This window comes from Bacillales bacterium (genome assembly GCA_035700025.1).
Lineage (GTDB): Bacteria > Bacillota > Bacilli > Bacillales > DASSOY01 > DASSOY01.
Genome location: DASSOY010000066.1, coordinates 1 through 19,308 on the forward strand (window position 1 = coordinate 1; position 19,308 = coordinate 19,308).

The window sequence follows — 19,308 nt, forward strand, 5'->3', positions numbered from 1 at the left end:
ATGGGCGGCATGATGTAACAAAGCCCAGAAACCCTTGATATAAAAGGATTTATGGCAAAAGAAAAAGGAAATATTTTGACCATAATCCTTGCTAAAAATTACTTTTTGAGGCTTCTCATAAGTTCGCTGAACTTATGGGAAGCTTTATTTTATTTTTATATCTCAAATCTTGTTGTTTAGCGTATAAGAATCAAACCATTGCTTCAATTCGTCTTGATAATCCTCCATTTTTATTAAAAATGGTAAAAAACCACTGTATCGAATCAAATCATACTGACCATCTTCGCAATCAGCTATATAGATATGTTCAAAAGGTGTACGGTTAATATTGTTAACCTTAATTTTACGCGGGTAACTTTTAATAATCTTTTGTTTTTGTTCTTCTGTAACAGGTTCTATGTTTTCCAAACGAACTAAGTTTTTTTGTTAGTAGTAGAGATCTTATCTGAATTCATCAATTGATTCTTAGAGTTTTCTTTTGGTTGAATAGAAGCACCCTCACGTAATTGTTTAACCTCACTGAGTAAGGCTTTATTTAACATATTTGCATCTCTGATATATTTGGTTTGTTCCACTAAAAGGTCAATAACTTTACCAAAACTGACAAATAAACTTCCAATAACAAAATTATATTACCAGCTGTATATCGCAATTGACCAAGCGAAGTCTTCATTGAAAAACGTTCCTAAATCATTTCCAATGACTATACCAGCAATAAATCCGGCAATCATTAATAAATATCCAATCTTTTTCAATATACTTCCTACGGCATCCACAATTGGTACTCCCCCAGTTTCATATTAGTCTTTCAACCATAATTCCAAAATAAATGAGATGTTATTTTTCTTTAGTGGGATATATTTATCATCTGCATCTCAATCCCCTGAATGTATCAAATTACCAATCTCTGATGCATTATAAAGAACACAAAAAAATTGCATTTGAAAAGACAAACTTTTCAAGTTGGTTCCTAGCAAAAGAATTCTTTGATTGATTGAAGGATGGTGGTATAATAAAAAGTTGGAATGAAGCGATTTTTTGAAACAGACGAGATGTGTCTTTGGTGTGTCTTGCTTTACCGTGATGCTTAAGCAGAGCGCCCGCATCTTTACTTCTATTCTTTGATTATAAGGATCTGGTAAAAATGAGCATCAGGAAAACCGACACGGACGTAATTTTAATAGGTTCAGGAATCATGAGCGCGACATTGGGGACGCTGCTGAAAGAATTGGTCCCGGAATGGAACATTAAGGTATTCGAGAAACTCCCGAAAGCGGGGGAGGAGAGTTCCAACGAATGGAACAACGCGGGAACGGGGCATTCGGCCTTGTGCGAGCTGAATTATACCGTTGAACAACCGGATGGTTCCGTAGATATTAGCAAAGCGGTCAAAATCAATGAGAAGTTTCAGCTGTCGAGGCAGTTTTGGTCCTATCTCGTCAACCGCGGTCTGATCCGCCATCCGCACGATTTCATCCGGCCCTTGCCGCATATGAGTTATGTTCATGGGGAATCGAATGTAGCGTTTTTGAAAAGACGCTTCGAGGCGTTATCGAGCAACCCGCTGTTTGAGGGAATGGAATTTTCCGATGACCCGGAGCAACTGAAGGAATGGCTGCCGTTGATGATGAAAGACCGAACGTTCAACGAGCCGCTCGCAGCCACGAAAATAGACTCGGGTACGGATGTCAACTTTGGGGCATTAACGCGCCTGCTTATCGAGCATTTGGAAAGCAAAAACGTCGATGTTCGTTATCGGACGAAGGTTGAAAACCTCAAACGGACCGATGGAGAGTCTTGGGAATTGAAGGTAAAAAATCTTGATACCGGGACCGTCGAGAGTCATACCGCTAAGTTCGTCTTCATCGGAGCCGGGGGAGGCAGCCTGCATTTGCTGCAAAAGTCCGGAATACCAGAAGGGAAACAGATTGGGGGATTCCCGGTGAGCGGACTGTTTATGGTCTGCAACAATCCAGACATTGTCGAGCAGCATTATGCAAAAGTGTACGGAAAAGCGGCGGTTGGGGCTCCGCCAATGTCGGTCCCTCATTTGGACACGAGATACATCGACAACGAGAAATCCTTGTTATTCGGACCGTTTGCCGGTTTCTCGCCAAGGTTTTTAAAAAACGGCTCTTTGTTCGATTTGGTCACCTCGATCAAACCGCACAATCTCATTACGATGCTGGCGGCAGGTGCCAAAAACATGGCTTTGACGAAATACTTGATCCAGCAGTTGCTGTTATCGAAAGAACAGCGAATGGAAGAATTGCGGCAGTTTGTTCCGGGCGCAAAAAGCGAAGATTGGGAGTTAGTCACAGCGGGACAGCGCGTCCAAGTCATCAAAGACACGGTGGAAGGCGGCAAGGGAACGCTGCAGTTCGGCACGGAAGTGGTAAGTTCTTCGGACGGGTCGCTGGCGGCATTACTTGGTGCTTCACCGGGAGCTTCTACCGCTGTCCAAGTCATGCTCGACGTCATGAACCGATGTTTTCCGCGACAAATGGAAGAGTGGGAACCGAAAATCAAGGAAATGATTCCTTCTTACGGCGTGAAGCTGGCGGAAAACCCGAAACTTTTCCGGGAAATTCATGCGTCGACAGCGCAAGCGCTTGGGCTGAGCATGGGCGAAGATGAACGATCCGAAGAAAATGCTGCAAAGGAAATTGAAAAAGTTTAAGCTCGCGTAAAAGAGGTTTCCGCGTTTCGTCGGAAGCTTCTTTTTTTTTGAAAAAAATCGTATTTCATCACGTCCGCTATCGGCAGCGCAGGTGTGTTGTCCCGGCATTATTTAAAAACCATCGCTTATCCTGCGCAACTTGTCCCTTTCCATTTCACTTCATCACAATATGCTAATCATGTGAGGAGGAAACTCACAATATATGAAAAGGAGTGATTTTGATGGGCTACGGAGGCGGAGGCTATAGCAATCAATTTGCATTGATTGTCGTATTGTTCATTTTGCTGATTATTGTCGGTGCTGCGTACGTGTATTAAAATAACCGATCGGAAGCATAATTTCACGATCGGTGCATAAATTAGGAATGGTATCTTTTGGAATGTGCCTTTTCCGAATTGAAGAACTCCCGCACATTTCACATGATTTCACCTCAAGGGGGCACTCCGCCCCCGTATTTTGTTTTTCTCCAAACCCTTCAATTGAGCTGCAGCGTGCGCTTGCTCATTCATTCATGTTGATCAAGAAGAATCAAGCGGCGAAAGACACCGGCGGAGCCGGTGTCTTTTAATCGTTGAGCCAACGGTCGATTTGTTGATTTATTTCTTTTACATTCGGATAACGGGTCGGTTGGCTGCTTAAATGGTAGTTGATCTTTAATTCGAGAATCCGGCGAACGCTGGCATCGAGTCGGCTGACCGGAATATCCCCCTGCTTGACCGCTTTTTCGACCGCTTCTATCGCGCGGTCGACATTATTTTGTCCGTGTGCAATTAATAACAGATCATTTCCGGCCTTGACCGCTTTTACCGCGGCCGAACCAATGTCTTGCTTGTTCGTAATGGCTCCCATGGTCAAATCGTCGGTCATGATCACATGATCGAATCCAAGCCTGTTTCGAAGCACATCCGTTACGAACGTTTTCGACAAGGAGGCGGGGGCATTTGGGTCGATTTTCGGAAAGCTTATATGGGCTACCATTACCATGTCCGCACCTTCCTTGATGGCTTTTGCGAACGGTTGGATTTCGACGTTTAGCAAGTGCTTGAGATCGTAGTGAACCACCGGTAAGCCGGTATGTGAATCGATGTTGGTATCGCCGTGCCCGGGAAAATGCTTAACGACTGCAAGGATGCCCTCGGACTGAATGCCCTTCATGACCGGAATGCCGATGCGGCTGACCACCGCTTCGCTCGTCCCGAATGCTCGATCGCCGATCACCGGATTTCGCGGATTGCTGTTTATGTCGAGTACGGGAGCGAAATTGAGGTTCAAGCCGACGCTTTTCACTTCCAAGGCCAGAGCTCGACCGATTTTTTCGGCGTATGCGGGATCATTTTTATTGCCGATGACCCGTGCGCTTGGGATTCGTCTGAATGGCTTCGGCAGTTTCGAGACGCGCCCGCCCTCCTGGTCGATGCCGAACAGCAGCGGGACGTCTGTTGAAGCTGTTTGTGCCTTGATCTCATTCAAGAACCGAACGGCTTGCCGCGGACTGACGAGATTTTTTTGATAAAAAATAACCCCTCCGATGTGATCGCGTTGCAAAAACGTTTTGCTGGTCTCTGTGAGAGAAGTTCCGTCGATCCCGGCGATGATCATCTGACCGATTTTTTCTTTAACACTCATCGTTTTCAATCGATCGTCTATCGACTTGGCTTGCCATTGTTTTCCCGGCTGATAGGTGACTGAGATGTGATCGGCAACGGGGTTCATCGCTGCTTTTGTCGGCCGGGGGAAGATCCACTTTATTTGATAAAGGTTCTCGTTGTATATCCAGATGACTTGATCCACCTTCGCCGTTTTGAAGAAATGAACCGCATCCGGTTTTCCGAGTTCTGTTTTCAGCGCTTCGAGGGTAATGTTCTGGACGATGGCTCGTGAAGACCTCAGGTCGAGGATTTGCTTGCCGTGATTCATGCCGGCGCTGATGTTTTCGTGATGCCATTCGAAATAAATACCGCTTGCGGTTTCCGCCTTTCGATCGGGCGGCCCGAACTGCTTGATCAATGTTTCGCTCGTTGTTTCGCCAAGTTGAAAATGTGTACCGTATAATCTTCCTTCTGCGGCCATTGCCATAATCGCTTGAATGGGTTTCTGTTGATGCTGCGGGGGGAGACTCACTTGAATTCCCTTTGCGCTCGCGATCGGCGAGTCGTTCATCGGCCATTGAGGCTGTTTGTCTTGAAAGCTGCTGGCGGGAGCGAAGGAACAGAAAAGTGCCGCGGCAGAAATCACCATCATCTTCTTCAAGTTCAATCCCCTCCTCGCAACCCTGTTTGTTCCATGTAACTTCGGACAATCCTGAATGGTTTCGCTTGCCCTTGATATTTTTCAGCTTCAGGATCCTTGTCCCTATTCATATGACACGCTTGACGAAGTTCTCCGTGTCGGTCACCGCCGCGAATTCCTTGTGAAGGGCGGCAAGGCTGCGTGATTGAATAGACTGGACCTGCTTGGATTCACCCACTTTCGATAGAGTTGGGACGGAACTCATTCCCATGTTATGGATTCAACATTTTCGTATATATGTCTTTCGGGAATTCATTACGGCCGCTAATCTCCGATGAAAGATCGCTAGACTTGGAGGCGATTCGGGAGGGGCGATATTTGTCTAAGTGAAAAGTGAGATCTCTGTCGTTCTCTGGTATACTAAGGAATGAATGCTTTTGCCATTCGTGGAAAACAAATGGATATATTTGAAAATTTAGATTTCGATATTAGAATCTAGCGACAGGGGGACGTGCCATGTCAACAACCCGATTTGATTCGGTTCATCCATTATTGGAAAAAGTAATCGACAGCGTCGAGAAAGTGATGATTGGGAAGCGGCAAATTGCGGAACTCAGTCTCGTTTCGCTGCTCGCGGACGGCCATGTATTGTTGGAGGACGTGCCGGGAGTAGGGAAGACGATGATGGTGAAGGCGATCGCGAAATCGGTAGGAGCAAAGTTTCAAAGAATCCAGTTTACGCCCGATTTGCTGCCGTCGGATCTTACCGGCATTTCGATTTACAACCAAAAAGAAAGCAAGTTTGAGTTTCGCCCAGGCCCGATCATGGGAAACATTATTCTCGCCGACGAAATTAACCGAACTTCACCGAAAACGCAGTCAGCGCTATTGGAAGGGATGGAAGACGGCTGCGTCACGGTAGACGGAGAAACCCATTCGCTCGGGAATCCGTTTTTTGTCATGGCCACACAAAACCCCATTGAATATGAAGGTACGTTTCCGCTGCCGGAAGCGCAAATGGACCGCTTTATGATGAAACTGCATATGGGCTATCCGTCCGAGCAAGAGGAATTGGACGTTTTGACCCGCATTGAGAAGGGACATCCGATCGATAAGGTCGAACCGGTCATCGGGTTGGACGAAATCTTGCGGCTGAAAGCTGAAGTCCTGCAGGTCTTCGTAGAGAATTCGGTTCGAAAGTATATGGTCGACATCGTCAGGCGCACGAGAAATCATCGTCTCGTTTATCTCGGAGCTTCGCCGCGCGGAGCGCTTTCTTTAATGAAGGCGGCACAGGCTTATGCTTTCTATCATAATCGCGACTATGTCGTGCCGGACGACGTGAAACGGTTGGCGCCGTTCGTGCTCAGTCATCGGATCATCTTGAAATCCGATGCCAAGTTCGGAGGGCAAAAGCCGGAGGAAGTGATCAAGGAGGTTTTGGAACATGTTCATGTTCCGGTAGCGAAGGAAAGATCGCTCCGATGAAAAAAACGCTCGGATTCTTCAGAAGGCCTGAGCTCGGCATTGGCTGGCTTTTCGTCATCACCTGCGTTCTGTTCGCCTATGCGATGTTCCAAGGGGGATTCGTGAGCTGGTTTTTGTTTTACGGGATTCTTCCGATTTTCTTGTATGTTGTGTCGGTGGCCGTTTATCCGCTTGAAAAAGTGCAGGTGGAACGGAGTTTGGCCGGCGAAGTGTTTACGGCGGGGGCGAAGCTCGTCGTCACCGTTGATATTTACCGTAAGTCGCGTCTTCCGTTGCTGTTCTTGGTCGTCGAAGATCGTTTGCCTGGTACATTGGCGGGTACGGCCCGCGCTGAAATGAAAGATTACCGTTTTGGTGCAAAAGCGATCTTTTTCCCCGGCTTTCGCCAATCGCTTCGTTATCGGTATACGCTTGAACCGTTGCCGCGCGGGGAGTTCTCGCTTTCGGAATTCGAATTGAAAATCGGCGACGCATTCGGGTGGTTCGAAAAGTCGCGGATCGCGCTGACGGACCAGCAGTTGCTCGTTTATCCAGCGTTTGAGGAAATTCATCATTGGGATCCGCAAGAACGGCACGAGGAAGGCGAGCGAAGAGGGAAAAACCTTTTTCAATTCGATCTTACGTCGGTTTCCGGTGTGCGCGACTACTCGACTGGAGATCGTTTGTCTTGGGTCGATTGGAAATCGACGGCACGTACGAATAAATTGTTGACGAAGGAATTTGAACGTCCGCTCAACGAAGATTTCGTGATTTGCCTTGATCGTCGTGCCGACCATTTTCGCGGCCGCGCCGATTGGTTTGAAACCGGTGTAAGCGCGGCGGCATCGATGGTGCGATACGGCATGAAAAAGGGCGGGTCAGTCGGATTCGTTTCTTGCGGAAAAGAGAAAGGGATCTATCCTCTAGCTTCCGATTCGCACCAACAGTGGCGCATCTTTCACCATCTCGCGATGGTTCAACCGGACGGAACCGGGAATCCTTTTCCACTGCTCATCCAATCGCTACGCCGTTTTCCAGCAAAGGTTAATGTCATTTTCATTACGTCAGTCGTTTCGGATGCGACGCTGCGCCTTTTCGATGAAATGCAGCGGCGAAACCAGAAAGCCGATCTGTTCCTGCTTTCTGAAAGCTCCTCTTCTGCACGTGAGGATTTTCGCGTCGAACGGCTCAGGCGAACAGGTGTCGGCGTATATATGATCGGAAACGGAAATTTAAGCGAAGTTTTGAATATGGGGAGTCACTATGCGACAAACGGGTAACAGACTCATGACGTTTATTGTATACGGACTCGGGTTTTTGCTTTTTTGGGAATGGCTGCGCCCGATTCCATTGATTACGAACACCTCGCACGTGGATGTCTTCGTGATGTTTGCAGCCTTTGCGTTTTTGCTTACGTATTTGCAGCTTCCGTTTTGGCTGTCGGCTCCCGCGAAAGCGGCTGCAATTTTATTTTCTTTGCACATGTTGTTTTATTATGGACCGTTGCTGGATCCCGGCTGGTTGACGAATTTGCTCCATCATTTGCTTACAAACGCGGGGCACTTGCTGACATTGGACTTCACCAGTCTGTCCGACGTGTTCCGTTCCTTCTTGTTTTTTGTATTATTATGGTTGATCAGTTATTTGATGTATTATTGGTTGATTCAAGCGAGAACGGTGTTGCTGTTTTTCTTCTCGACCGTTGTTTACATTACGATTATTGATACGTTTACGCTCTATGACGCAAGCGGTGCCATCGTTAGAGTCGTTGTCATCGGCTTTGCTTTGCTCGGTTTGCTCCGTTTCGTGAAACTGAGGGAAGAAGAACGGATGAATGCCTCTTTCGGTATGTTTCCAGCAACTTGGGCGGTCGTGATGGCGGCGGTTCTTCTCTTGACGACGGTTGTCGGATTTGCGGCTCCGAAGGCAGGTCCGCAATGGCCGGACCCGGTTCCTTTTCTGAAAAGCGCAGCTGGGGTTGGCCCGGGAGGAACCTTAAGGCGCATCGGCTACGATTCAAACGACGAACGTCTCGGAGGACCGTTTCTGTCCGATAACGATCCGTTGTTTACGGTGGCGACGAAGGAAAGATCGTATTGGCGCGTGGAGTCAAAATCCATTTATACGGGAAAAGGGTGGGTATCCACCGATACGCCTTTGGTCAAGGTGAACTTCGACCGCGATCCGGCGCCGGAATTGTATAACAATGAAAACGTTACGGTACACGAAAAGACGGCCAAGATTGTATTCGAACAAGGACGCAAGTTTCCGCAGCTCGTGTACGGCGGCGAAATTACGGATATAAAAGCAAACGGCGTACAGTTTCTAATGGATGAGAATACGCAAAAAATTCAGCCGTACGCGGCCGAGAATCCGGTGACGCTCCAGCATTACACGTTATCGTATAATGTTCCAGAGTTTACGGAAGAACAATTAAAAAAGTCCGTTGTTTATCCGCCGGCGATCGAGCCGTATTTGCAGCTGCCGAAGTCGCTCCCGGAAAAGGTCAAAACGCTTACGGAATCGATTACAAAAGACGCTGCCAATGCTTACGACAAAGCGAAAGCCGTCGAACGATACTTGCACACCGCGGGGTTTGAGTACAATACCGAAGATGTTGCCGTTCCGGCGAAAAATCAAGATTACGTGGCGCAATTTTTGTTCGAAACGAAACAGGGATATTGCGACAATTTCTCTTCAGCCATGGCGGTTATGCTTCGGACGATCGGCATTCCGACGCGCTGGGTGAAAGGATTTACCCCCGGCGATTATAAGGACAGCCTCCCGAACGGAAAGACGGTCTTTCAAGTGACGAACGCAAATGCCCATTCATGGGTGGAAGTTTACTTTCCGAATGTCGGATGGGTGCCTTTCGAACCGACGAAAGGGTTTCGCAACGCGATCGATATCGTAAAGAAGAAAGATGAGTCACCAGATGAAACAGCAACCGGCAACGATTCGAACGATACAGCGACAGACCTTCCGGAACAAAACCAAAGAAATCCGCAGTTGATTCCGAGACCAAACGAAAACGAACAAGCCTCTTCCGGAGCCGGGACATTGGATCGCTTGACGATGTCGAATACCGGCATTATTATAGGAGTGATTTTGTTGTTGCTTGCGGCGGGGGCCGCTTATTGGAAACGGAAGCTTTGGCTTCCTCGTCTCCTCCGGCTGCGATATCTCGGGAAAAATGACGAGGATACGTTTCAGGAAGCGTATGAACAGTTGTTGAAGCTTCTTCCTTTATTCGGCTTGACCCGGGGAAACCAGCAAACGTTAAGGGAATTTGCTGTAAAAGTGGATCAGGCGCTCGGCACCGTTGAAATGAAGGAATTGACGGTTGCCTATGAAAGGCTTGCCTACCGTGGAGGAACGTCCAGCGCAGCTTGGCAAGAAACGAAAGTGATGTGGGATACGATCATAAAAAGGCTTATGGCTGAATAGATGAGGGGATGGAGAGGTTGCAAGACAATCATGAAGAAATCATCGTACTGGACTTCGGAGGTCAGTACAACCAATTGATTGCACGGCGCGTAAGAGAGCTTGGCGTGTTCAGCGAATTGCTGCCGAATACGACGACGGCGGAAGAAATCCGCGCGCGCGCGCCGAAAGGCATCATTTTTTCCGGCGGACCGAACAGCGTGTACGGGGAAGGCGCACCGCGGTGCGATGAGGCGATCTTTGACCTCGGCATTCCGATTCTCGGCATTTGCTACGGCATGCAATTGTTGAGTCTGCATTTCGGCGGGCACGTCGAACGGGCCGTCCACAGGGAGTATGGGAAGGCAGAGGTGCAGCTGGAGGCGGAGAAGAGCTCCGCCTTGCTCGCGGGGATCAACGGCAACGCATCCGTATGGATGAGTCACGGTGATCTCGTGAAAGCGCCGCCGGCCGGCTTTACTGTCGATGCGACCAATCCGTCCTGTCCGGTCGCGGCGATGAGCGATCCGCAGCGAAAGTTGTTCGGCGTGCAATTCCATCCGGAAGTACGCCATACGGAGCAAGGCATGGACATGCTCCGCAACTTCGCGTTCGACATTTGCGAATGCAAAGGCGATTGGACGATGTCGAACTTTATTGAGGAGAAAGTGGCGGACATTCGCGAAGCGGTCGGTGACCGCAACGTGTTGTGCGCCTTGAGCGGTGGGGTGGACTCCTCCGTGGCAGCTGCCCTCGTGCATGAGGCGGTAGGCGATCGGCTGACTTGTATTTTCGTCGATCACGGCTTGTTGCGAAAAGGGGAAGCGGACAGCGTGATGGAAACGTTCGCCGAAAAGTTCCGGATGAATGTGATCAAAGTCGACGCGAAAGAACGTTTCTTGTCGAAGCTTAAAGGCGTATCCGATCCGGAGCAGAAGCGGAAAATCATCGGAAACGAATTCATATACGTGTTTGAGGAAGAAGCGGAAAAGCTGACGAACATTGATTACCTTGTGCAAGGGACGTTGTATACGGACATCATCGAGAGCGGCACGGATACGGCGCAAACGATCAAATCGCACCATAATGTCGGCGGTTTACCGGAGGACATGCAGTTCGATTTGATCGAACCGCTGAACACACTGTTCAAGGACGAAGTTCGCAAGCTCGGTTCCGAGCTTGGTTTGGACGACGAGATCGTCTGGCGTCAGCCGTTCCCGGGTCCGGGACTCGGCATCCGCGTCCTTGGCGAAATTACCGAGGAAAAGCTCGAGATCGTCCGCGAATCAGACGCTGTATTGCGCCGTGAAATCAAGGCCGCCGGCCTTGACCGCGACATCTGGCAATACTTCACCGTCTTGCCGGACATGCGCAGCGTCGGTGTCATGGGCGATGCCCGCACGTATGACTACTGCATCGGCATTCGCGCGGTCACTTCCGTCGACGGCATGACGTCCGACTGGGCGCGCATTCCGTACGACGTGCTCGAACGGATCTCGACGCGCATCGTGAACGAAGTCGACCACGTGAACCGGATTGTTTATGATATTACATCCAAACCGCCTTCCACAATTGAGTGGGAATAGGCTTTCACCGCCGGCTGAGCGTTACGTGCTCGGCCGGCTTTTTTTGCCTCGTGTTTCGAACCATTGTCCCATTGTGTTCCCTGCCTTACTTGTGGTACTCTACGATGAGTATTTCAGAAAGGGGACGGACACCATGTGGCGGAAAGGCGTTTTAGGGTTGATGGGAGCGGTGCTCGTTTTGGCGTTGGCTGCTTGCGGCGGAAATGAGGAAGGAAAATCGGCAAAAAGCGGAGACGATGGGAAATCAACAGAGAAGGAAGCGCACGAGCCGAAAATGAAAGGGCTTGTTGATGAAGACAAAACGGTTGTCATCGTCAACGGCGAGAAAGTGAAAGGCGCAACATACAATCCGATTTTGAAACGGATTGAGCAAATGCACTTGCTCGCCCAAGCCCAGAAAGGCGATCAGAAAGCATCCAAAGCGGACATTTACAAAAAATCAAAGCAGCAGGCGCTCGACAGCGTGATCGGGCAAACCCTCCTGTTGCAAGATGCCGACAAGAAAGGGTATCGGCCGTCCGAAGAAGAAGTGAACGACCGCGTGGAACAGTTGAAGCAGCAATACGGCGGCGAAAAGAAACTGAAGCAGACGCTCAGCGAACAAAACATGACAATGGCCGAGTTGAAGAAAAACATGGGGATGAAAATTGAGTGGGAGACTTACCTTGAGAAGGAAGTCGACGTGAACGTGACAGACAAGGAGATTCAGGCGTTTTACGAGAACTATAAAGAGAAGACGGAAAAGCCGAAGAAATTAGCGGAAATCAAGCCGCAAATCAAAAAGGAATTGGAGCGGCAAAAAAAGCAGCAGAAGATTAACGACATCGTTGATGAATTGAAGAAGAAGAGTGAAATCGAAGTGAAGATTTGACGAGAACGCAATGAGGCTGACTCACCTGTTGAGTCGGCCTTTGCTTATTTTGCTCTACGCTGCAACGGGAAAACCGAATATAAACAACAAAATTCGTTGGAATGTTCGGATTTTGTATTGACGTAAAAACAGACTATTGCTAAAATGAGCTCGACAACAGTCGAAAAAATGGTTTCCACATTTTCTTGATTAAGGGGGAAGTTCATTGATTTCTCGTTATTTTCGTTTTGAGGAGAACGGAACGAACATGCGCCGTGAAACGACGGCCGGCGTTACGACTTTTTTGGCGATGGCGTACATCTTGTTCGTCAATCCGGCGATTCTTGCCAACGCCGGCATGGAAAAAGGCGCAGTCTTTACGGCCACCGCTTTATCGGCCGTCGTTGGCTGCTTGCTGATGGCTTTCATCGCCAACTACCCGGTCGCCATCGCGCCGAGCATGGGCTTGAACGCTTTTTTTGCTTTCTCGGTCGTCATCGGCATGGGTGTTTCCTGGCAGACTGCACTTGTAGGAACACTTTTCTCAGGCATTATTTTTGTCATTATCACGATGTTGAAAATTCGGGAAATGATCTTGAACGCGATTCCGCGCGATTTGAAAATGGCTTCGGCGAGCGGCATCGGGCTTTTCATTGCGTTCATCGGCTTGAAAGGGGCAGGCATTGTCGTGCCGAATGAAGCGACGCTCGTGACGCTTGGCAACCTGTCGACGCCGGGGACATTGCTGACGATTTTCGGACTTTTCGTCACGGTCATTTTGATGGTACGCAAAGTGCCCGGAGCCATTTTCGTCGGCATGATCTTGACCGCGCTCGTCGGCATCTTCACGAACGTGATCCCGGCACCCGGCCAAATCGTCGGTGCCGTACCTAGCTTGGAGCCGGTTTTCGGCGTGGCGATCACGCAAATTTTTGCTGATCCGTCGTCGGTATTCACGCTGAATTTGCTTGTCGTCGTCCTTACGTTCTTGTTCGTCGAATTTTTCGACACGGCCGGAACGCTGATGGCGGTAGCTTCGCAAGCGGGCTTGATTGAAGGCAATAAGATGAAGCGCGGCAGCCGTGCGCTCCTCGCCGACTCGTCCTCGATCGTCGCAGGTTCGATCTTAGGAACGTCTCCAACGACGGCTTACATCGAATCGTCTTCCGGCGTGGCTTCCGGCGGCCGTACCGGTTTTGCATCCGTGGTTACGGCGGCACTTTTTATCCTGGCGTTGTTATTCTCGCCTTTGCTTACGGTTGTTACGTCTAACGTTACCGCCCCAGCTTTGATCATCGTCGGCGTGCTTATGGTTTCTGCGCTCGGTGAAATTCGTTGGGACACGTTTGAAATGGCAGTTCCGGCATTTTTGATGATCATCATGATGCCGCTCACGTACAGTATCGCCAACGGCATCGCGCTCGGTCTCGTCATGTACCCGGTGACCATGTTCGTCAAAGGCAAAGGCAAGGACATTCATCCGATCATGTACTTCCTGTTCTTCATATTCGTTTTGTATTTTACGTTTTTGGCATAAAGGATTGCGATAAACTAGGGGTCGTCCATCGAGACGGCCTTTTTCTTATTTGCCGGATTCACTGACACATGATCGCAACAAGCCCCTGTTTCGCGGGATACGGAAATCATGATATGATAGATTGGCAGATTCATGGAAAGGAAGGATGGGACAGTGGGTGGATTGTTGAACAGCCCATGGGCGATGCCGGTTATTATTTTCGCGGTCAATGTCATTTACGTCAGTTTCTTTACGATGCGGATGATTTTGACGTTGAAAGGGCACCGCTATTTGGCAGCCGTGACAAGTATGGCGGAGGTTGTCATTTACGTCGTCGGCCTCGGATTGGTTTTGGATCATTTACATGAAGTTTGGAATTTGGCAGCGTACGCGATCGGTTACGGGTTCGGCGTCATCGTCGGCATGAAAATCGAGGAAAAATTAGCGCTCGGCTACATCACGGTGAATGTCATCAGCAGCAATTTCGATCAAGATCTTCCTTCGATGCTCCGGAAAGACGGTTTCGGGGTAACGAATTGGATGGCGTATGGACGCGAAGGCGCCCGGTTGATGATGGAGATTTTGACGCCGCGCAAATCGGAGATCAATTTGTATCGGAAAGTACGAGAATTGGACCCAAACGCTTTTATTATTTCTCACGAACCGAAGGCGTTTCGCGGCGGTTTCTGGGTGAAAGCGATCCGCGGGAAAAAACAGTTTCCGGTGTAAAATGGCCCGGTTCGTTTCGAAAAAGGCTGAAAAACCGAACAATCAAGTTCTTCGAATTATAAAACGTTCGATTTTTGCTTGACTCGATGTCGAAAACCTTGATAAACTAAAGATAGAATTGAATGATGGCCTCATATAATTTTGGGAATACGGCCCATGAGTCTCTACCCGCCGACCGTAAATTGGCGGACTATGAGGGGAAGTTGCGTCTGTCGTCGAGACGGCGCGAAAGGAGAGGTATGTCCACAAGCCGCTTTCTCTCAAGTGAAATTGGAGCAGCGAGCAGCTTTGGGCGTTTTTTTATGGAAGAAAGTCCCTCTCGCTAAGACGGATCTCTAGGATGGAAGGAGCTTATGAAGATGAAACCGAATGTCGGAGTAATCATGGGAAGCACGTCCGATTGGGAAACGATGAAACATGCGTGTGATGTTCTTGAAGAATTGGACATTCCTTATGAGAAAAAAGTTGTATCGGCCCATCGCACGCCGGATTTGATGTTTGCTTATGCGGAGGAAGCTCGCGAGCGTGGATTGCGGGTCATCATTGCCGGAGCCGGCGGTGCCGCGCATTTGCCGGGGATGGTGGCAGCGAAGACGACATTGCCGGTCATCGGCGTTCCAGTACAATCGAGAGCATTGAATGGATTGGATTCACTATTGTCGATTGTACAAATGCCGGGAGGCGTACCGGTTGCAACAACAGCGATCGGTAAAGCAGGAGCAACGAACGCAGGATTGTTGGCGGCTGAGATTCTTGGTGCGTTTGATGAAGGCGTCGCCGAACGATTGTCTGAGCGAAGGGAAGCCTTGAAAAATAAAGTGATAGAAACGAGTGATTCGTTATGATTGAACCGGGAAAAACGATCGGCATTTTAGGCGGCGGACAGCTCGGAAGAATGATGGCGATTTCCGCACGGGAAATGGGCTATCGCATTGCAGTGCTTGAACCGAAAAGCGACTCGCCGTGCGGGCAAGTGGCCGACCACGAAATCGTCGCGAATTATGACGATTTGGAAGGGATTAAGAAGCTCGCAGAGTTGAGCGACGTGATCACGTACGAGTTCGAGAACGTCGATTTGGAAATGGCGCGTTGGTTGGAAGAGAACGCGAACTTGCCGCAAGGCAGCGAATTGTTGAAAAATACGCAAGATCGCGAGTTTGAGAAAAAATCGATTGAAGCGAGCGGTGCGAAGGTGGCGCCGTATCGGATCGTACACGATGAGACGGAATTCCGCGACGCGATAGCGGCGCTCGGGTTTCCGTCGGTCGTGAAGACTTGCCGCGGCGGGTACGACGGCAAAGGACAAATCGTGCTGCGTGAAGAGAAGGATGTCGAGGAAGCGCTTGGCGCGTTTGTTGGCAAACAAAAAGCGATCGTCGAGCAATGGGTGACGTTTGAGAAGGAAATATCAGTGATCGTTACGCGCAGTGTGTCGGGAGAAGTGAGCACGCTGCCGGTGGCAGAGAACATTCATCGTGACAATATTCTTCATACGACGATCGTTCCTGCGGGAATTTCCCGGGAAATTGAACAAATGGCGACACAGATTGCGAAAAGTTTGGCGGATTCCTTTAATCTTGTCGGAACGTTGGCGGTGGAAATGTTTTTGACGCCGGACGGCGACATTTACGTCAATGAAATGGCACCGCGTCCGCATAATTCGGGGCACTACTCGATTAACGCTTGCGAAACGTCGCAGTTCCAGCAGCACATTCGGGCGATTTGCGACTGGCCGCTCGGCAAACCGGATTTGTTGAAGCCGGTTGTGATGGTGAACATTTTGGGTGAACACATGGAAAAGGCATTGTCGCAAATCGATCGTTTCGATGACGTGAAGCTTCACTTGTATGGCAAAGCGGAAGCGAAAACAGGAAGAAAAATGGGACATGTCAATGTGCTTGCCGATACAGTCGAAGCCGCATGGGACAAAGCGATTTCATTGAACTTGGGGACGGAGGAAAACGAATGATCGAACGTTATACGCGACCGGAAATGGGCGCGATCTGGACAGAGGAAAACCGGTTTCAAGCGTGGTTGGAAGTCGAAATACTTGCGGCTGAAGCATGGGCGGAACTTGGAGAGATTCCGAAGGAAGATGTGAAGAAGCTTCGCGAGAATGCGTCTTTCGACATTAACCGGATTAAAGAGATTGAAGAAAGCACGCGTCACGACGTTGTCGCTTTCACGCGCGCCGTGTCGGAAACGCTCGGTGAAGAAAGAAAATGGGTCCATTACGGCTTAACGTCGACAGACGTTGTCGATACGGCGTTGTCGTATTTGCTGAAGCAAGCGAACGACATTTTATTGAAAGATATTGAACGCTTTATCGAGATTCTCGAAAACAAAGCGAAAGAACATAAATATACGGTGATGATGGGACGTACGCACGGCATTCATGCCGAACCGACGACGTTCGGCTTGAAATTGGCGCTTTGGTGCGAAGAAATGAAGCGCAACCTTGAGCGTTTCAAGCAGGCGGCGGACGGTGTGCGTTTCGGGAAATTGTCGGGTGCCGTCGGCACGTATGCGAACATTGATCCGTTCGTGGAACAATACGTTTGTGAAAAACTCGGTTTGCAAGCCGCACCGATTTCGACGCAAACGTTGCAGCGCGATCGTCATGCTGCTTATGTCGGTGCATTGTCGCTCGTTGCGACCTCGATCGAGAAATTTGCCGTCGAAATTCGCGGTTTGCAAAAGAGCGAAACGAGAGAAGTCGAAGAATTTTTCGCGAAAGGGCAAAAAGGTTCGTCAGCGATGCCGCACAAGCGGAATCCGATCGGCTCGGAAAATATGACGGGCATGGCGCGCGTCATTCGCGGCCATATGTTGACGGCTTACGAAAACGTGCCGCTTTGGCATGAAAGAGATATTTCGCACTCGTCGGCGGAGCGGATTATTTTACCGGATGCGACGATTGCTTTGAACTACATGTTGAACCGTTTCGCGAAAATCGTAAAAGAATTGACGGTTTTCCCGGAAAATATGAAACGCAACATGGATAAAACGTACGGGCTCATTTACTCGCAACGTGTGTTGCTTTCGTTGATCGACAAAGGCATGACGCGCGAAGAAGCTTACGATACGGTTCAGCCGAAGGCGATGAAAGCTTGGGAAACCGGCACGCCTTTCCGCGAATTTATCGAGGCGGACGAAACGATTACTTCGAAGTTGTCGCCTGAAGAAATCGACGATTGCTTCGACTATAACTATCATTTGAAAAACGTTGACATGATTTTCGAACGGCTCGGACTTCAGTAATACGAGATCTGTGTCGATGACCGGCACGCGATTCACCAACGAATTTCGATCACCCACTTTTGAATGGAGGCTTTCTCATGCTGCTTTATGAAGGCAAAGCGAAGAAAATCTATGAAACCGATGATCCCGAGATTGTGAGAATTGCTTATAAAGATGAAGCGACCGCTTATAATGCGGTGAAAAAGGCGAATATCATCGGAAAAGGGAAGCTGAACAACACGATTACTTCTTTGTTGTTCGATCTGCTGCGGAAAGCGGGAATTGAGAGCCACTTTGTGGAGAAGATTTCCGAAACGGAACAGCTGGTGAAGCGCGTGACGATCATTCCGCTTGAAGTGGTCGTTCGCAACACCGTTGCCGGCAGTTTGTCGAAACGGCTCGGCATTGAAGAAGGAACGAAGCTCGAGCAGTCACTTGTCGAATTTTATTATAAAAATGACGACCTCGGCGATCCGCTCATCACCGAAGATCACGTGGCCGTACTGAAGGCTGCAACGCCGGAACAGGTCAGCGAGCTGAAGCAGAAAGCAAAGAAAGTCAACGAAGTGTTGACGGGACTGTTCGCGGAAATCGGCATTGAACTCGTAGACTTTAAACTTGAATTCGGTGTGACGCCGTCGGGAGAAATTTTATTAGCCGATGAAATCTCGCCTGACACTTGCCGTCTTTGGGACAAAGAAACAAGGGAGAAGCTCGATAAAGACGTGTTCCGCAGAGATCTCGGCGATTTAACGACTGCATATGGAGAAATTTTATCTCGCTTGGAGGCCGCTAACCATGTATAAGGTGAAAATTTACGTAACATTGAAAGAAAGTGTGCTTGATCCGCAAGGGAGCGCCGTGACCCATTCGCTTCACCGCCTCAATTTCAATGAAGTGAAGGACGTTCGCATCGGCAAATATATGGAAGTGACCCTCGAATCAGAAAAAGATCAAGTGGACGCGCGCATTCAAGAAATGTGTGAGAAATTGTTGTCCAATCCTGTGATTGAAGATTACAGCTACGAAGTTGAGGAGGTCGTCTCCCAATGAAATTCGCGGTGATCGTTTTTCCGGGATCCAACTGCGACATCGATATGAGGCACGCCATCAGCGACGAACTCGGGGAAGAAGTCGATTACGTTTGGCATGAACAAGCGAGTTTGGAAGGTTATGATGCAGTGCTGCTTCCAGGTGGATTCTCTTACGGGGATTACTTGCGTTCCGGCGCGATTGCAAAGTTTTCACCGGTCATGCAAGAAGTGAAGAAAGCGGCAGCCGAAGGCAAGCCGGTGCTCGGCGTATGCAACGGATTCCAAGTGCTGCTTGAAACGGGACTGCTCCCAGGCGCGATGCGCAGAAACCGAGATTTGAAGTTTATTTGCCGTCCGGTCCCGCTCCGAGTAGAGAACAATGAAACGATGTTCAGCTCGGAATACGAAAAAGGTGAAGTCATCACGATTCCCATCGCGCACGGCGAAGGCAGTTATTTTTGCGATGATCAGACCTTGCATGCATTGAAACAAAACAACCAAGTCGTCTTTCGTTATCACGGGAATAACCCGAACGGTTCGATCGACGACATCGC

At 49.1% G+C, this 19,308-nt stretch carries 17 protein-coding genes and 1 riboswitch; of the genes, 15 read left to right on the top strand and 2 right to left on the bottom strand.

The window, feature by feature from the left end; genetic code table 11:
* Positions 1-632: 632 nt before the first annotated feature.
* Positions 633-776, bottom strand: coding sequence for a hypothetical protein (locus tag VFK44_10860; protein HET7628878.1), 144 nt, complete (start codon positions 774-776; stop codon positions 633-635).
* A 368-nt stretch (positions 777-1,144) separates the two neighbouring features.
* On the opposite strand from VFK44_10860, the gene VFK44_10865 reads away from it, so the two are divergent.
* Positions 1,145-2,680, top strand: a complete 1,536-nt coding sequence (locus VFK44_10865) for a malate:quinone oxidoreductase (protein ID HET7628879.1) — start codon at positions 1,145-1,147, stop codon at positions 2,678-2,680.
* 221 nt (positions 2,681-2,901) lie between these two features.
* Positions 2,902-2,997 carry a YjcZ family sporulation protein gene (locus tag VFK44_10870; GenBank protein ID HET7628880.1) on the top strand — a complete coding sequence of 32 codons (96 nt, stop codon included), beginning with the start codon at positions 2,902-2,904 and terminating at the stop codon, positions 2,995-2,997.
* Positions 2,998-3,244: 247 nt separating this feature from the next.
* Here the strand turns inward: VFK44_10870 and nagZ are convergent, their stop codons facing one another.
* On the bottom strand, positions 3,245-4,921 hold the full coding sequence (nagZ, locus tag VFK44_10875) for a beta-N-acetylhexosaminidase (protein ID HET7628881.1): 1,677 nt from the start codon (positions 4,919-4,921) through the stop codon (positions 3,245-3,247).
* Between the two features lie 504 nt (positions 4,922-5,425).
* Between nagZ and VFK44_10880 the strand changes: the two genes are divergently transcribed.
* From VFK44_10880 to purQ, 13 genes are all read left to right on the top strand, one after another.
* Entirely contained in the window at positions 5,426-6,397 is a 972-nt protein-coding gene (locus VFK44_10880; GenBank protein ID HET7628882.1) for a MoxR family ATPase, read from the top strand.
* Positions 6,394-7,656, top strand: a complete 1,263-nt coding sequence (locus VFK44_10885) for a DUF58 domain-containing protein (protein ID HET7628883.1) — start codon at positions 6,394-6,396, stop codon at positions 7,654-7,656. Before VFK44_10880 ends, VFK44_10885 begins: the two co-directional genes overlap by 4 nt.
* Positions 7,657-7,663: 7 nt before the next feature.
* Positions 7,664-9,823 carry a transglutaminase domain-containing protein gene (locus tag VFK44_10890; GenBank protein HET7628884.1) on the top strand — a complete coding sequence of 720 codons (2,160 nt, stop codon included), beginning with the start codon at positions 7,664-7,666 and terminating at the stop codon, positions 9,821-9,823.
* 8 nt (positions 9,824-9,831) lie between these two features.
* Positions 9,832-11,385, top strand: a complete 1,554-nt coding sequence (gene guaA, locus VFK44_10895) for a glutamine-hydrolyzing GMP synthase (protein HET7628885.1) — start codon at positions 9,832-9,834, stop codon at positions 11,383-11,385.
* Positions 11,386-11,518: 133 nt separating this feature from the next.
* Positions 11,519-12,256 (top strand): SurA N-terminal domain-containing protein, encoded by a 738-nt coding sequence (locus VFK44_10900; protein ID HET7628886.1) that lies wholly within the window; start codon positions 11,519-11,521, stop codon positions 12,254-12,256.
* 208 nt (positions 12,257-12,464) lie between these two features.
* The gene (locus VFK44_10905; GenBank protein ID HET7628887.1) at positions 12,465-13,772 is read left to right on the top strand and encodes an NCS2 family permease; all 1,308 of its coding nucleotides are present in this window, start codon (positions 12,465-12,467) and stop codon (positions 13,770-13,772) included.
* 162 nt (positions 13,773-13,934) lie between these two features.
* Positions 13,935-14,480: a DUF2179 domain-containing protein gene (locus VFK44_10910; protein HET7628888.1), complete on the top strand. Its 546-nt coding sequence runs from the start codon at positions 13,935-13,937 to the stop codon at positions 14,478-14,480.
* A gap of 111 nt (positions 14,481-14,591) precedes the next feature.
* Positions 14,592-14,693, top strand: a riboswitch (purine riboswitch).
* Positions 14,694-14,839: 146 nt separating this feature from the next.
* Positions 14,840-15,325 (top strand): 5-(carboxyamino)imidazole ribonucleotide mutase, encoded by a 486-nt coding sequence (purE, locus tag VFK44_10915; GenBank protein HET7628889.1) that lies wholly within the window; start codon positions 14,840-14,842, stop codon positions 15,323-15,325.
* Positions 15,322-16,449: a 5-(carboxyamino)imidazole ribonucleotide synthase gene (purK, locus tag VFK44_10920; protein HET7628890.1), complete on the top strand. Its 1,128-nt coding sequence runs from the start codon at positions 15,322-15,324 to the stop codon at positions 16,447-16,449. The genes purE and purK overlap by 4 nt, the downstream gene beginning before the upstream one ends.
* On the top strand, positions 16,446-17,741 hold the full coding sequence (gene purB, locus VFK44_10925) for an adenylosuccinate lyase (GenBank protein ID HET7628891.1): 1,296 nt from the start codon (positions 16,446-16,448) through the stop codon (positions 17,739-17,741). Before purK ends, purB begins: the two co-directional genes overlap by 4 nt.
* A gap of 77 nt (positions 17,742-17,818) precedes the next feature.
* Positions 17,819-18,526, top strand: coding sequence for a phosphoribosylaminoimidazolesuccinocarboxamide synthase (gene purC, locus VFK44_10930; protein HET7628892.1), 708 nt, complete (start codon positions 17,819-17,821; stop codon positions 18,524-18,526).
* The gene (gene purS / locus VFK44_10935) at positions 18,519-18,773 is read left to right on the top strand and encodes a phosphoribosylformylglycinamidine synthase subunit PurS (GenBank protein ID HET7628893.1); all 255 of its coding nucleotides are present in this window, start codon (positions 18,519-18,521) and stop codon (positions 18,771-18,773) included. Before purC ends, purS begins: the two co-directional genes overlap by 8 nt.
* On the top strand, positions 18,770-19,308 hold a 539-nt coding region (gene purQ / locus VFK44_10940), incomplete at its 3' end, for a phosphoribosylformylglycinamidine synthase subunit PurQ (protein ID HET7628894.1). The genes purS and purQ, both read left to right, overlap by 4 nt.

Excerpts from the sequence above, each read along its gene's own strand:
- VFK44_10865 (HET7628879.1), top strand. The coding sequence starts at position 1,145 with ATGAGCATCAGGAAAACCGACACGGACGTAATTTTAATAGGTTCAGGA.
- VFK44_10870 (HET7628880.1), top strand. The coding sequence starts at position 2,902 with ATGGGCTACGGAGGCGGAGGCTATAGCAATCAATTTGCATTGATTGTC.
- nagZ (HET7628881.1), bottom strand. The coding sequence starts at position 4,921 with ATGATGGTGATTTCTGCCGCGGCACTTTTCTGTTCCTTCGCTCCCGCC.
- VFK44_10880 (HET7628882.1), top strand. The coding sequence starts at position 5,426 with ATGTCAACAACCCGATTTGATTCGGTTCATCCATTATTGGAAAAAGTA.
- VFK44_10885 (HET7628883.1), top strand. The coding sequence starts at position 6,394 with ATGAAAAAAACGCTCGGATTCTTCAGAAGGCCTGAGCTCGGCATTGGC.
- VFK44_10890 (HET7628884.1), top strand. The coding sequence starts at position 7,664 with ATGACGTTTATTGTATACGGACTCGGGTTTTTGCTTTTTTGGGAATGG.
- guaA (HET7628885.1), top strand. The coding sequence starts at position 9,832 with ATGGAGAGGTTGCAAGACAATCATGAAGAAATCATCGTACTGGACTTC.
- VFK44_10900 (HET7628886.1), top strand. The coding sequence starts at position 11,519 with ATGTGGCGGAAAGGCGTTTTAGGGTTGATGGGAGCGGTGCTCGTTTTG.
- purE (HET7628889.1), top strand. The coding sequence starts at position 14,840 with ATGAAACCGAATGTCGGAGTAATCATGGGAAGCACGTCCGATTGGGAA.
- purK (HET7628890.1), top strand. The coding sequence starts at position 15,322 with ATGATTGAACCGGGAAAAACGATCGGCATTTTAGGCGGCGGACAGCTC.
- purB (HET7628891.1), top strand. The coding sequence starts at position 16,446 with ATGATCGAACGTTATACGCGACCGGAAATGGGCGCGATCTGGACAGAG.
- purC (HET7628892.1), top strand. The coding sequence starts at position 17,819 with ATGCTGCTTTATGAAGGCAAAGCGAAGAAAATCTATGAAACCGATGAT.
- purS (HET7628893.1), top strand. The coding sequence starts at position 18,519 with ATGTATAAGGTGAAAATTTACGTAACATTGAAAGAAAGTGTGCTTGAT.